This window comes from [Flexibacter] sp. ATCC 35208 (assembly GCF_001975825.1).
GTDB lineage: Bacteria > Bacteroidota > Bacteroidia > Chitinophagales > Chitinophagaceae > Chitinophaga.
In genome coordinates, this window is the sequence record NZ_MTKN01000005.1 from 184,052 (window position 1) to 199,610 (window position 15,559).

The 15,559-nt window shown below is 44.1% G+C and carries 10 protein-coding genes; 6 read left to right on the forward strand and 4 right to left on the reverse strand.

Annotated elements, in window-relative coordinates; translation table 11 throughout:
* Positions 1–190: 190 nt before the first annotated feature.
* Positions 191–3,289 (forward strand): tetratricopeptide repeat protein, encoded by a 3,099-nt coding sequence (locus BW716_RS05810; RefSeq protein WP_083721581.1) that lies wholly within the window; start codon positions 191–193, stop codon positions 3,287–3,289.
* Between the two features lie 190 nt (positions 3,290–3,479).
* Positions 3,480–5,858: a transglycosylase domain-containing protein gene (locus BW716_RS05815; protein WP_083721582.1), complete on the forward strand. Its 2,379-nt coding sequence runs from the start codon at positions 3,480–3,482 to the stop codon at positions 5,856–5,858.
* A gap of 270 nt (positions 5,859–6,128) precedes the next feature.
* Here BW716_RS05815 and BW716_RS05820 read toward each other — a convergent pair whose 3' ends face one another.
* From BW716_RS05820 to BW716_RS05830, 3 genes are all read right to left on the reverse strand, one after another.
* Positions 6,129–7,055, reverse strand: coding sequence for a M20/M25/M40 family metallo-hydrolase (locus BW716_RS05820; protein WP_083721583.1), 927 nt, complete (start codon positions 7,053–7,055; stop codon positions 6,129–6,131).
* Positions 7,056–7,270: 215 nt separating this feature from the next.
* Positions 7,271–7,726, reverse strand: coding sequence for a cysteine peptidase family C39 domain-containing protein (locus tag BW716_RS05825; protein ID WP_083721584.1), 456 nt, complete (start codon positions 7,724–7,726; stop codon positions 7,271–7,273).
* Between the two features lie 129 nt (positions 7,727–7,855).
* Complete coding sequence (locus tag BW716_RS05830; protein WP_083721585.1) at positions 7,856–9,034, reverse strand: lanthionine synthetase LanC family protein; 1,179 nt, start codon at positions 9,032–9,034, stop codon at positions 7,856–7,858.
* Positions 9,035–9,261: 227 nt separating this feature from the next.
* On the opposite strand from BW716_RS05830, the gene BW716_RS36645 reads away from it, so the two are divergent.
* The 4 genes from BW716_RS36645 (at position 9,262) to BW716_RS05845 (ending at position 12,863) form a co-directional block, all read left to right on the forward strand.
* The gene (locus BW716_RS36645) at positions 9,262–9,432 is read left to right on the forward strand and encodes a hypothetical protein (protein ID WP_179091003.1); all 171 of its coding nucleotides are present in this window, start codon (positions 9,262–9,264) and stop codon (positions 9,430–9,432) included.
* 156 nt (positions 9,433–9,588) lie between these two features.
* On the forward strand, positions 9,589–11,046 hold the full coding sequence (locus BW716_RS05835; protein ID WP_083721586.1) for a S41 family peptidase: 1,458 nt from the start codon (positions 9,589–9,591) through the stop codon (positions 11,044–11,046).
* A 49-nt stretch (positions 11,047–11,095) separates the two neighbouring features.
* Positions 11,096–12,148, forward strand: coding sequence for a sensor histidine kinase (locus BW716_RS05840; protein ID WP_179091004.1), 1,053 nt, complete (start codon positions 11,096–11,098; stop codon positions 12,146–12,148).
* Positions 12,126–12,863 carry a LytTR family DNA-binding domain-containing protein gene (locus tag BW716_RS05845; RefSeq protein ID WP_083721588.1) on the forward strand — a complete coding sequence of 246 codons (738 nt, stop codon included), beginning with the start codon at positions 12,126–12,128 and terminating at the stop codon, positions 12,861–12,863. The genes BW716_RS05840 and BW716_RS05845 overlap by 23 nt, the downstream gene beginning before the upstream one ends.
* A 183-nt stretch (positions 12,864–13,046) precedes the next feature.
* Here BW716_RS05845 and BW716_RS05850 read toward each other — a convergent pair whose 3' ends face one another.
* Positions 13,047–15,446, reverse strand: coding sequence for an outer membrane beta-barrel protein (locus BW716_RS05850; protein WP_083721589.1), 2,400 nt, complete (start codon positions 15,444–15,446; stop codon positions 13,047–13,049).
* Positions 15,447–15,559: the final 113 nt, after the last annotated feature.

The following is a 15,559-nucleotide window of genomic DNA, read 5'->3' on the forward strand; positions in this document are numbered from 1 at the left end:
AAATTGCAATTTGCCTGAAAACAGGGAGAAAAGGTAATTGAGGTGGACGGGAGGAAATCGTTTGTATTCCGAACTATTACCAATTCGGGTTTCCAGTGAAAATCCTTATGAAAAATAATTATCCTATCTTTAAAAATAAAATTCCTAACATCTTAGTTATATATAGTTCAGCCTATACACCCTGGCATCCATGAATATTTGCAGATCATTTTATAAACATATATCATACACCGGCCTGGTATTATTTCTCTTATGCGTATCCAGCGTGCAAAAGGCACAGGCCCAGCGTAAGGACAGCACGAATGTGAATTCGCGCGGTACCACCCGGAATCCTCAGTCCCAGGCCCAGACAAAAACTATTCAAAGGCCCATAGGCCCTAAGCCAGATGACAGGCATCCACCCTCAGAAGACCTGGCTAAGAAGAAATGGACCATTAAGCGGAAACTGGTGCAAAATACCGTTTCGCGTTACAACTACTATTTCAATGCGAAGAAGAAACTGCGCCTGGTCACGCACAATGTAAGCCGTACCGGCCAGGACAACTATAACTACCTCCTCCCCTTTTACCCTTACAGTGCAGCAAATCAGGGCATCAGCAAAGGAGACCTCGACTCTGTCATTGAAAAGGCGTCTATCAATATCCAGATCCATGACCCACGCAGTAAATGGATGGATGATAGTTACCTGCTGATCGGTAAAGCCTACTTCTTCCAGGGAGAATGGGATAAGGCCAACCGTACTTTCAACTTTATCAATACCAATTACCTTCCTAAAAAGAAGAATGAATATAAATCAGTCGTAGGCTCTGTCGAAAAAGATCAGATTTCTATCGCCAGCCGTGAAAAGCGGAAACCTCCTATCGGTTGGTTCAAACACACCTTTGCCAGAAACGATGCCTTTGTATGGAATGCGAAAACCAAGATCGAAGAAAATAATTATGACGAAGCCCGCTCTATCATCAACGTGCTCGACCAGGATCCTTACTTCCCAAAACGACTGGATGGTGAACTGGCAGAAGTAAAAGCCTACAGCCTGTACAAACAGGGAAAATTCCAGGAAGCCATCGAACCCATGCAAATTGCAGAACACAAGAAGGTAAACAGGGATGAAAAGGCACGCATGGCCTACATCCTGGGTCAGTTGTACACCAACTACAACAAGCCGGATTCTGCCATCGCCATGTATTATCATGTGATCAAAACCAAGCCTGACCAGATGATGGAATTCCAGGCAAGAATTGCGATCAACAAACTGAAAGCCACCATGCCAGGCGGTTCGCTGGAACAAAGCCTTGCTACCCTGGCCAAGATGGCGAAGAAAGAAAAATACCAGAACTTCCGCGACGCGATTTATTATACCATGGCACAGCTGGTGCTGCCTACCGACAAGGAAGCAGCCCTCGGTTACCTGCGTGAGTCACTGAAAGCAAGCGCTCAAAGTCTGACGCCCAACCCCATGCAAAAGGCACTCACTTACAAACTGATTGCCGACATCTATTATGATCAGCGTACATATCGCTCAGCCAAGAGCTTCTACGACAGCACCGCTTCGGTGATGCCACTGGAATTCCAGGACTCGGCAGTAGTGAATAAACGTAAGAAAGTACTGACAGATGTAGCGGTGAGAATTGAGGCAATTCAGTTGCAGGACAGCTTACAACGCATTGCTGCCATGCCGGAAAGTGACCGGAAAATATTCTTAACGAAACTGTCGGTACAAATCCGTAAAGACGCCGAAGAGAACGCAAAGAAAGCGAGAGCTGATTCCGCTGCCGCCCTTGCCGAAGCCATGGCCAGTGCCAATACCAACAATCCGTTCAGCAACAACGGCATGAATACTAAAGCCGGGCAGAAAGCAGAGGCGGGTGACTGGTACTTCTATAATACTGCCAGCAAATCATCAGGTTTCCAGGAGTTTAAACGTAAATGGGGCAACCGTGGCAATAACGATAACTGGCGTCGTAGCCAGAACGGTGTCGTTGCCGTAAAAGAAAACCTGGAACCAGTGGATGAAAATGGCAATCCTATCAGCACCGATGGTCAGGCGAAAAAGAAAGCGACACCTGCGGACAGCACCACTGCCGAAACCCTGGCCGCCAACCTGCCACTGACACCAGACGAATTATTGAAATCCAACATCATCGCAGAAGAAGCCTTCTATGACCTGGGTAAACTATACAGCGACGGCCTGGATAATTTAGACCTGGGTATTGAAACATACGATACATTATTGAACAGATATCCACATCACCCGAACAAAACTGAGGTGATCTACTCCCTGTATATCTGGCATAATAAACTGAACCATACTGCTTTGGCCAACAGCTTCCGCCAGCAGATCATGAGCAACTACGGAGATTCCAAGTTTGCCAGCATTATCCGTTTCGGTGGCCTGAAGGATGAGAATATCGGTAAGAAAAAAGAGATCTCGTCTGCCTACGAGCATGTATATGGCGCATACCTGGATTGTAACTACGAAACAGCGTTGCGGATGAAGAAGGAAGCAGATTCCACTTTCGGTCTCAACTTTATGCAGCCGAAATTTGACCTGCTGGAAGCCATGATCATTGCGAAAATGGATACCTGTGAGTTTGGTAAACAACCACTTACAGCGGTAATGAACAAATACCAGAATGACGACCAGGTCTATGCAAGGTCCAAAGAACTGCTGGATGCGCTGGACAACCGCTCTGCGCTGGTTGTATACCTCTCCATGCTGGAAATAGAAAGGAAACCGGAAGCACCATTGCTGGATGAGGATGTAACCATGATCTATCCATGGCAGCGACCTCACCCGGAACTGAACAATGCTGAGTTAAAAACAGCCACGGCAGATTCAATCAAACTGGCGGCAGACAATGCAAAACTGAAAATTGCACCACTGCCACCACCCATGAAACCGAAGGTGATCTACAAACTGGTGGCAGACGCTCCTCACTTCGTCGTGATGTCATTTAATAAACTGACGAAGAAAGCAGTGGATGAATCAGTAGAAATCTTTACCAAATACAACAAAGAACATCATCCTGACATGAAGATCCAGGTGGGTAGTTATGTAATGAGTCAAACAGAAGTATTGTTGATATTCAGGCTGTTCGACAATGAAGACCGGGCGCTGGACTATTTTGATGAGATCAGGCTGGGTGCCGGAAAGCTCCTTCCGCAGATGCGACCTTCCGATTATACCATGTTCATCATTTCCAGGGACAACTTCATCCTGATGAATACCAGGAGAGATCTGGATGGATATAAAAAGTTCTTCGGAGACAACTATATAATAGAACAATAAGGGACATAAACTCAATGACGCTGGAAATCGCTTTTGCCGCTGGCAAAGGCGATTTTGCTAATGGGGAGGTAATAAAATTTTTTTTAATAGTTTTGTCTTGCTGTTACACCTGATTCCGGCAAAAAAGGCCCGTAAATTGCTATTACAGACGAGCTATGCGGGCTGACGCATTTATAATTCAAAATCTTGTATGAAAAAATCAGTTAAAATATTGTGGTTGACTGTGTTATCGCTGACGGGAGTGTTCATTTTGCTTTTATTGCTGATCAATTTCCGTATCATCGGCAACATGCCATCCATGGAGACCCTGGAAAACCCCAGGGCAGCCCTTGCCTCTGAAGTAATTGGGGATGACGGTACTATACTTGGTAAATATTACCAGGTAGACCGGTCCAGCTCTGATTATGATGAAATTTCCAGGAATGTGCTCAATGCACTGGTAGCTACCGAAGATGTACGCTTTTATGATCACTCTGGCATCGACCCATATGGTACGATGGCCATCCCTTTTTACCTCGCAATCGGTAAAAAGAGAGGTTCGAGTACGATCACCCAGCAGTTAGCGCTGAACCTGCAGGCGGATAATTCCGGTGTGCAGCGTTCTAAAAATATAATTGAAAGAGGTTTCCAGAAAATGCAGGAATGGCTGATTGCCGTAAAGCTGGAAAGAAACTTCACGAAAGAGGAAATCATTACCCTGTACCTGAACACCGTACCTTTCGGTGATAACGTATATGGTATTGAAAATGGCGCCCGCACATTCTTTAGTAAAGATGCCGGTCACCTTTCCATCGAAGAAGCTGCCACGCTGATCGGTATGCTGAAGGGTACCAATTTGTACAATCCCCGCAGAAATCCGAAAACAGCGCTGGATCGCCGTAACACGGTGATTGAGCTGATGGCGAAAAATAAATTCATTTCCAGCGCAGAAGAAGCGGCGGCGAAGAGCACGCCAATCGTACTGCGCTACAATAAGATAGATCATAACAAAGGTCTCGCTCCATACTTCCGCGAAGTACTGAGAGATGAACTGAAACAATGGTGTAAAGAGCATAAGAAATCTGACGGTTCTGAATATAACCTGTACCGTGATGGTCTGAGGATTTATACAACCATCAACCCACGTATGCAGTTATATGCTGAAGAAGCGGTAGATCATCACCTGAAAGACCTGCAAAAAGTATTTGCACAACAGGCAAATATTAAATCTGGTGCTGCATGGAAAGGTCATGAAAACTTCCTGGAACGGTATATGAAAGAATCTGACCGCTATCAGAGTATGGTAGCTTCAGACATTCCAGAAGACGAAATTAAGAAGTCATTCAATACCCCTACCAAAATGAAAGTATTCTCCTGGAGGAGCTATACTGAGCCTGAGCTGAATGAGATCGATACGGTGATGACACCAATGGATTCTATCCGCTACATGCGTGCTATATTGCAGGCAGGTTTCATGGCGATGGACCCTGAGAGTGGAGAGGTGAAAGCATGGGTAGGCGGACCTGATTTCCGTTATTTCAAGAATGATCACGTATTAAAGAGCAAGCGCCAGGTAGGTTCTACATTCAAACCCTTCCTGTATTGCTATGCGATCATGAACGGCATGTCGCCGGCTACTTCATTACCGAATGAGCCAGTGACCTTCCCTAAATATAACTATACCCTGAGTCGTAACTCAGAAGGTAGCGTGGGTGGTATGATCTCTATGGCAGGGGCGCTGGCCAAGTCACTGAACCTGGTGTCAGCATACCTGATCAAGCAGTTAGGCCCTGCGGCAGTAGCGGACTTTGCGAATGAAAAGATCGGGTTCTCTGTGAAGATCCCTCCTTATCCTTCTATTTGTCTGGGTACACCGGAGATTCCGCTGTATGATATGTTGCAGGCGTATACCATGTTTGCAGCACGTGGTATCATCACCAAACCGATTTACATTACCCGTATAGAAGATAGAAATGGTAACATCCTGGAAACGACCGCACCGGTAAAACGTGAGGTGATCAGTGAGAATGAGTCTTATGTGATGACCAAGATGATGGAAGGAGTGACTGGTCCGGGTGGTACATCAGCACGTTTACGTTTCCGTTATGGTATTAAAGGACAGGTAGCTGGTAAGACAGGTACTACGAATGATAATACCGATGGTTGGTTTATGGGCTTTACACCACAGCTGCTGGCAGGTGCATGGGTAGGTTGTGAGAACAACTTCCTGCATTTCAGCACGACGGCTAATGGTCAGGGTGCGAATACAGGATTACCGATCTGGGCATATTTCTTCCAGAAATTATATGCAGATCCTACCTTGAAGATAGATCCGAATGCGACGTTTGCGATTCCGGCATCAATAGATAGCCAGGATTACACGAATACGGACAAGAGCATGCCTCCGGGTGCAGAAGCGGTGGATCAGGGCAATGGTTCAGCAAGTGATTATGGTGGTGATGAACCTGCTATTGATGTGAGTAAATATGGAGAAAAGCCGGCAGAGAAACCTGCGGAAAAACCGAAGGAAGAGCCGAAGAAAGAGAATAATCAACCGGCACCGAAAGCGGTGTTTCCGAAAAATAATTAAATAAAACATTCATGAAAGAGGGAATTCACCAACAGGCATGAAACCTATTTTCAAAAAAAATAAAAACGCTTTTGTCTTTCGGCAAAAGCGTTTTTATTTGAGATTGTTATTATCTGAACTTGATCTAATTTGACTTTGCTATTATCTGAGCTTGCTATTAACTGAGCTTGTTCCAATTTGACTTTGCTATTATTTGAGCTTGTTATTATCTGAGCTTGTTCCAATTTGACTTTGCTGCTATTTGAGCTTGTTATTATTTAGGCTTCGTTTTTATTTGTCCGCTACGTAATGCAGCTCTTTGTACTTCATGGCATTATTGATCAACTGAATGGCCAGTTTAAGCACATCTGACTCCTCTTTTGCCTCTACCTTCTCTGCGGTATCAGTGGGCTTGTGATAGTCGTCATGGGGCCCTGTATGGAGGAAAATAACCGGTACTCCACTGATATAGAAATTATGGTGATCAGAAGGCCCCTTGCCTGCCCCATCAGTGAAGAACTTGATACCTGGCTGCGCTACACCTTTGAATACATCCGGCCACTCTTCCGCACTTGCATAACCGCCGATACCTAAACCGCGTTCTGCATTGTAACGGCCAATCATATCCATATTCAGCATAAAATGTACTTTCTCCAATGGAAATACAGGATGAGCTACATAGTACTTAGAACCTTGCAATCCCATCTCTTCACCACCAAAAGCGATGAACAGGAAATTGAATTGTTCCTTCTGTCCGTTCTTTACGAAATACCGGATAAATTCCAGTAAGCCGGCGATGCCAGAGGCATTGTCATCAGCTCCATAATGGATCTGGCCTTCCGGGTACTTTCCATCAAACAAACGTGCAGTACCGATATGGTCATAGTGAGCGCCGATGATAATCGTACGGGGGGCGCCGTTATCCAGGTATCCAATCACATTTCTGCTGGGAATATCATGATGTTCCTTGCGATCAAACGTAAAATCCTGGAAATAACTACTACCGTTTGCTGGTTGCAGGCCCAACTTTTTAAACTGTTTCTCCACCCATGCAGCCGCTTTTCTACCACCTTTTTCATCGGTACCACGGCCTTTTAACTTATCGGATGCCAGGTAGTTAACAGTGCTACGGATACGCGCTTCAGAAGGCATGTAATCCTGCGCAAACGCATTCACAAAACAAGAGGTGCTGAACACCAACAATAACAATCGCTTCATTTAGGACATGATATATGATGAGACCCAAAAAAACAGCCCTTACTTTTGCATGCGAAGGGCTGTCTCCAATAATATAAGGTCAAAACTACGTGATAACATTTAAATGGGCATATCACAAATGTGCCATTTATAAAGTTAAATATGTATCACTATGAGGTTAATAAAAGCCCCCTCGCGCAGGAGGGGGCGATTGTACATTGTACAGCATACAGGGGTTAAAAATCAGGTGGAGAGGGATCCAGGTACAGCATAATGCCATATTCGCCGTCCTGTGTCCATCCTCTCAGAAAATCTAATTTGTCTAATGTGATCAGCCCAGCCGTAGGGTCGGAAATATAAACTTTGTCCCCCCTTATTTTATACACGACAATAAAACGGCGCTGATACCAGTACCCGATACAGGGTAACAGGTCAAGTGATAAAAGGTCAGCCAGAGAAACTTTTGCCCCCAAAGTACCAAAACCAATTTTCCCGGCGGCTTCGCCGAGGTCCTGCAGCGGGCTGCCACTTTCAGCAGTCGCCCACAGTGACCTTACATATTCACGTGTAAGATTCTTTCCAAAGTGCGTACTTAATATGTGCAAACAGGCAGGACCATCGTCCGTTTTGCCCTGCTGTTTACAGTGGGGAAATGGATGCTTTTTGCTCTGCGGAATCAGACTTTTGATCATATCCAGGAGTCTTTTTGCAGGTGATTGGGTTATTATCTCACAACGATGAAAGGCCGGCTATTTGTTTGGGTGTTCAGGTGCATGCACCTGAGGTCGAAAATAGTCTCCATTCGGTTTTTGTTTTAACTATTATAAAAGTAACAGATCGGTCCATGGAAGTTCTTCATTGATCAGGTGCCCCAACAGGACCAGTGCTACGCCTGGCAAGCCTTCCAGCATGAGGCTTTCGCGGCCTTTGAAGCTTTCTTCGTTCAGCACTACTTCCAATCTTTTTATTGTTTCATTGATCCAGTAATGCCATCCTTCCAGGTAACCTTCCTCATTACTATAACGGTACAACGAATAATAATACTGAGCTAACCCGGCTGTGCCATTCAGAAAGTAAATATCATCGATCTGCGTAGCTTCGCAGGTTCTGCGCATCAGTGAGCTACCGCCCACGAGATCCGCCATCTGCTTGAGGTTTTCGTCTTGTAAAACAAAGGATGCTTTGTAAAAAAGAGATACCTGATTCAGATCTCCATAACACCATCCAAGACGGTTGTTATAGTTTTTTTGATCTTCTGCTTCACTGGTAGTGAGTGGGAAAAATGACCAGTCCTGTCCGATCAGGTCCACTTCGCGCAGGTGATGGCGTACAAATCGGATGCCTTGCTGTAGCAGGTATCCAGTCTTTAGTGCGTCTATCTCTGCTTCATGCAATGCAGTTAGAACAGAGAAAAATCCTGCCTGTCCCTGCGACAAACTAAAGTTGATCTGCCCATTACCAAATAAGAAGATATTCCTGAACCAGACGCCATGTTTGGTCACTACACATTTATCGTACAACACACGGATGATCTCCCTGAGGTATATCGCTATTTTAGGCTGTGGCAGCCTGTCTGTAAAGTACTTGATGATGCCAAACGCACCGTGCAGATAATCCTGTTTATCATCTTTGATCAGTTGTAAAGCCTGATGGTAGAGATAGTCGTCATATCCGGCCAGTTCCTCATCTATGTCTATATTCAAAAGGCCGTCTTTGTACAGGAGGTTGATCACACTGGTAAGGCCGCAGATACCGGTTGCCAGCGAAGGCCCATCCAGTTCCAGGGTTCCTTTATTCATATGATCCAATACCTCGTCGAGCAGCGCATACGTCTTATCTAAATAAGTATTGTCTCTGTACCCCTGCCATAAGGAATGATAGTACACGATCAGGCCCAGCTTACCTCCGCTCATCAGGGTGTCATTATCAACGGTCTGCTGATCTATGAGCTGATGAAGCTGTGAGAGGAGGCTCTCCACTTTTACCGGTTCCTGTACCATTCCTGAATGCTTTTAACAAACTTATAAAGTATGTGGGGGGTAAGGAAAAAAGATACACGGATGTAGGTTTTAGAAGGACGGATTTAGTGTTTTTATAGGGTTACCTTTTTGCCATTTCCGTATACGCGGTTGCGATAGAAAAAATCTTTGTAAATCCACGTCCTGCGTAGATTCCCTGCGCAGTTACCCTCTAATTTTGTCACTGTAATCCCTAATAATTGTGAAATATGAAACAGACCCAAAAGAACACCCCAAAAAAGACGTTGACCCTGAATAAGGTGACAGTATCTATGTTTAATAACAACGTTTTTAACCCAAAAAATGGAGATAAATTCCATTTTACATCCGTGATCGATACGACCGGTTCCATGAACTGCGCCCTTACTGTAACGAAGTAATATAAGGGGGACAAGCACAATAAAAAAACGGTTTTGTAATTCCGGATTTTGTTTAATTTTCAAGGCTGAACTAAAACCCTTCTGTTTGAAGGCCACTTTTAGGACAGCCTTTTTTTATTTTTGTACCTGTGCTCTATTTAAACCCTTAAAAATTACATGTTTAATTACCCAGCGATCATCCGCTTGTTTGGTCTATATCTTTTATTGAACCTGTTTTACCCTCCGCTTACTTATGCACAAACGAAGTCCTGTAGTTGCAGGAGTAATTTTGACGAAGTGATAGCTAAGGTAGAACATAACTATCCGGGATATCCAATCAAAATTACTGCTGTAAACGAAGCTGCTTTTGAACAATTTACTGATAGCCTTAGAAACATTGCTGATACTGCCAATGCCGTTACCTGTTTTACGATATTGCAATCATGGACCGGCTATTTTAAAGACAGGCATCTTGCACTCGTTTTTAAAGACATTCCTGAAAATAAGGACCTGATCAACGAGATCTTTTCCAATAGCGAAAGCTTTCCATTGTCGAAAGATTCTTTGGTAAAAAAATGGGCGATCGCTCCTGACTATCCGCTGGAAGGAATATGGTCATTGAGCAGGATGTATGAAGTGGCGGTTATAAAAAAGGATAGTGGCTACCAGGGAATCATCCTAAAGGGTGATAATACTTATTGGAAACCAGGACAGGTTAAATTCGAATTACAACCTGATGGTAACGCTAATTGGAAGGCGACCCAGTACAACCAGTATCATATGCCGGATACATTTACTGCCTTTGTGGATGAACAGGCTTATATTATGGATCTCAAAAGCTACAAATGGGAGAAAACATTTCCAGGTCAGATGGGTCAAAAATCAATTCCTGCCGATAGCTTTTATTTTTCCAGGATAGATAGTAACAATGCCATACTACGGTTGCCTAGCTTTGAGTTACCTTATAAAAAACTCATTGACAGCCTGATTACCAACAATTTATATACGATCACCCATACTCCACACCTCATTGTAGACATCCGGGGCAATTATGGAGGATTTAACATCTGTTTCGAAAAGCTATTACCACTGATTTATACAGATCCAATTATTACACAGGGGCCAGTCGTGAAGGCTACGACCGAAAATATCCGGTTGTATGAGGTTATGTTAAAAAGTCCGCTGTTTCCTGATGATAAAAAGCCCCCTTTTATCAGGATGGTCAAAAATCTAAAGAAAAATAAGAACGGATATTACCAGCCTCCGGCAGACACAACCATTTTCCCACAGGTATACGCGCAACCGGAAAAGATTGGTTTCCTGATGGATGAGGGCTGTGCCAGTGCAACAGAATTATTAATTTTGGACGCAAAACAAAGTAAAAAAGTAACTTTGTTTGGAAAGCGGTCAGCTGGAGTAGTGGATTATTTAAATCTGGTAGCACCAAGGCCTTTGTCCTGCTCCCGTTTTTTACTCTGGATACCCACTGCCAGATTAGCCAGCGTACCACAACATCCTATTGATAACACCGGTATTTTGCCAGACGTTGAAATTCCTTATCAAGAGAATTGGGTCAACTATGCGCAGCAATACCTGGAAAACCTGAATATAAAAATTGCCAATTCGTCAAAATAATAAGATTTCATTCAAAAAAAGGTTAACTACTGTGCTAATGCACGTAGGAATGTGGATTCTATACGCATTGGTGCAGGTAAGTGGGTCTGCCCTTCAGATTCCGGACCCGTGGCCAGTCGTCATCATAACCAGTGTAGTATTTGCATTTTTATCTGTCATTTTTTATGTGAATGCAGAATGGCTGTTGCCTCGAACATTGGAAAAAGGCAATAAGACCCTTTGGCTAGTTGGGGTAGCTGTTTTCTTTGTTTATAATATACTTAACAGGTATTTTATTCTTTATAAAATTTATCCTGCTGTGTTTCACCTCCCGCCTCCTAAGATTGAATGGGTCGTACTGGTCAACATATCAATCTGGTGGTGGTTTAATGCTGTTGCACTTTCTACGGCATACTGGTTTTACAAATTATCCATTAAAAGAGAACGAAAAACCAGCTTACAAAAAGAAGAAATCAACCGTAAGGAAAGAGAACAACTGCAACTCAAACAGGAAAAACTGGAACTCGAAGTCGCCTACCTCCGCGCCCAGATCAATCCACACTTCCTCTTCAACACCCTCGGATATTTCTACAATAAAACCGCCAACTCCCACCCGGACGTGGCCGAAGGCATCGCCGCCCTTACCAATATCATGCGCTCTTCGCTAAAGAAAAAAGGCCCCGACGGCATGGTCTCCTTAGAAGAAGAAATCGAACACATCGAAAGCCTGATCAGCATCTACTACATGCGTTTCAATAACAATATCCATATTGAATACAGCAGACCTGACAACCTGCACGGCCAAAGAATACTGCCACACATCCTCATCACACTGGTAGAAAACGCTTTTAAACACGGTGAATTGCACAACGCCGCTTACCCACTGAAAATAAAGCTCACCTTAGATGACCATGGCCTCTATTTCTGCATCAACAACAAAAAACGAATAGGTCCAAAAGAAATCTCCAACGGCATCGGCATGGAATACGTGCAACGCCAGCTGGACAACACCTATCCTAAAAAATATTCCTTTGATATAAAAGATACGGACCTGTTTTATAGCCTGTCCCTGCATATTGCTACCACCGAAATTACCCTACATGATCAACTGTTATATAATTGACGACGAACAACACGCCATAGACCTGCTAACGGGTTATGTACAACGTACCCCCTTCCTGAAACTGGTAGGTAGTACCACCGAAGCCCTCGATGCGATCAAAGTGATCAGTAATGAAAAAGTAGACCTGGTATTCCTGGATATTCACATGCCCAGCATATCCGGTATCGACCTGCTGAAAATCTTTAACAACCAGACCAAAGTCGTTCTCACCACCGCCTACAGCGAATACGCCATGGACGGTTATGAACACGACGTAGTCGACTACCTCCTCAAACCCATCACCTACCAGCGCTTTCTGAAAGCCGCACAGAAAACACTGAACATGTTCCAAACCATGTATGTGACCAAAGGTGAAAGCAATGAAAAGGTAGAACCCGAAGTAGACTACCTGTTTGTAAAATCAGAACATAAGGGTAAACAGATCAAAGTCAATTTCAACGATATCGATTATATAGAAGGACTGAAAAACTATGTCGCTTTTCATTGTGATAAGGAAAAGATTCTGGCCTTGCTGAAGATGAAAGACCTGGAGCAAACCCTGCCCCCACGGCAGTTCGCCCGAATTCACAACTCCTTCATCATCTCCCTGAACAGGATCGTTTCTGTAGATGGTAACCAGGTCATCCTGCGCAAACCAGATCAGCAAACGGTGGCCCTGCCAATCGGCATTACGTTCAAGCAACCTTTCTTTGATATGATCAAATTAAATAAGTAAGCGGGTATTTTACTTCAAAACGCCCCTTCTCTAAAAATGATACGGTGGCAAAGTAAAATCACTCAAAAAGCATAAATGGAATCTACTTCCAACAGATATCCAAAATGAAAAAGGTGTATCAAAAGTTTGATACACCCTTTTCGGTACTTAATTGACGACCTCCTCAAAACGGATCGTCCCCCATTAATTTGATTGAATCCGTTTCTTTTCTTTTTCAATACCCGTTTGTCTTTCCGTTCTTGGCTTTATCTTACTATTACCGAACCGGTATGTAAAACTCAGCATCGCAAAGCGGGAGTCAAATAAAAAATGCTGGCGGATATTTACCTGCTGGTAATCCGACGCTAATGTAAATTGCTGTCCCCTGAAAATATCGTTCACACTCAGCTTGAGCGTTCCTTTGTTCTTCAATACATTTCTTTGTACCCCTGTATTCAACACAAAATAACTGGTCAGCGCACCCAGGCCCGTATTAGATCTGGATGAATAAATCGCATTCAGCTCCAGCGTAAAAAGACGGGGAATACTAAAGGTATTATTTGAAATCACATATGCTCCGGGTTTTGACTTTGGCAATGTGATGTCGTCGTAATCGTAGTGCATGTAGTAGAGCTGAACGGAGTTCATCGTATTCCACCACTTCGTCAAAGCAGTCGAATATGTAACGCTCAGATTGTAGTTATCAAAACGAGTCACGTTTTGATAAGTGGTAATCAGCACCTTGTTGGGCCCCGCTTTGTACACACCGGCAATCACATCGTTGGTACGGGAGATGCTGAGTGTCGTAAATAACCGCTGTTTCCAGGAATGTGATAACTCTACAGAAGTGCTATTCTGTGGATTCAGGGCCGGGTTGCCCTGGAAGTAATAATACTTGCTCCGGAAGAACAGGAACGGATTTACATATTCATACTGGGGCCGGTCAATACTCCTTCTTACAGACAGACCAAACCGCTGCGATGCAGACGCTTTGTATTGCAGGGTAAAACCGGGGTAAACCCCGGTATAGTCCTTTGTGAACACACTTGAATTCGTAATACTGTTTCCCTTTACATGGGTGTTCTCTACCCGCACACCTGCCTGCAACACCCATTTCTTAAACTGGTTATGATAATTGATGTACCCTGCATTGACATTTTCATCATAGATGAAATGGTTAGTCTTTGTGGCATCGTTCACCCAGGTATCATTATCCAGCACTTCCCAACGGATGTCGCTGTCTGTTTTTACAAAGACAGTCTTCAAACCGGCATCAAAGACGCCTATCTTAGTAGGTCGGGTAAAATCAGCCGATACGGAACGGATGGCCACAGATACGGGAGAGCTGTTGCGAATCACATAAGGCATCTGGTACACCTTCATCTGGGTATCCAGGTAAGCGGTGTTGAAATTGTCTTTCCAACGCTGATCGTAATAAGCATAGTCACCATTGATGGAGAGCTGGGTGCCGGTACTGTCAAAGTTATGCTGGTAAAACAGGTTGGCTGAATAGTTATTGATATTGGCATGCCCGAGGGTATGCATATTCAGCAGGGAATCAAAAGGGGCTGACTGACTGGCATGGAACATGGTCTGGTCTATGCCATCTCTGTCACGACCCAGGAAGTTCCCTTTCAGATCCAGGCCTATGTTGTTTTTTTTATTGATTGTATAACTGATGCCCGCATTGACATTATGGACATCCTTTTTGCGTACTTCGTAATTTCCCTCATCTATATATTCTGCATCCAGGATACGGGCTGTATGAACGTCGTAGAACTGTTCGTTTCGCTGGTAATTGTAGTTTCCGTAAATGTTCACATTATCATTGCGGTAGTTCAGGTCTCCACCGGCGGTGTAACGACCGTAACGACCTCCGCCTCCTCCTACATTCAGGCTACCGTTGGTACCGGATTTACCTGACTTTTTCAACTTTATGTTGATAATGGCCGAAGCGGCGGCATCGTATTTTACAGACGGGTTAGCGATCAGTTCTATTTTGTCAACCGCGTTGGAAGCAGTGGAAAGCAATAGATTTTTGAGCATAGCGGCGGTAAAATAAGACGGACGATCGTTGACGTAAACCATGACCTTCTTTCCGTTGAGGGTAATGGAACCATCATCGTCCAGTCTCACACCTGGCGATCGGCGGAGGAGTTCCTCCAATGTATTGCCGGTAGCGAGTGGACTCTCGGCTACATGAATGATCATTTTGTCGGCAGTTTGCTCAATGAGTGGCTTCAGGGCCGTCACCTGGTGGGTGTTCAGATCGTAAGAGACCGATAGCATGCCAATAGCAGGCAGCACCAGGGATTGGGTACTCAGTTGAAACGGGCCGGTCGTTTTGTCGCGATAGCCAAGGTATTTCACCTGGAGGCTATAGCTACCCGGTTTCAGGTTTTCGAAATTGAAATTACCCTCTTTGTCAGTCTGGGTAACTTGCCTGATGGTATCTGAGAGTAATAATACCATGGCAAATGGCAGATTTTGGTTGCTGAGGGTATCGGTTATTTTGCCTGAAACGGATAGTCTGAGTGACTGTGCAGGCAAACGGACAGTGCTGCACAGACAAAAGAATAGTACACTCAGTTGTATCTGCTTCATATAGGGTTATTTATCACTTTACAAACATAAGGTTCAGGTTTGATGATTAAAAAATTATTACATCGATTCTTTGATTCTGGGGACAGATTATATGGAAGTTGTTTATACTTTTA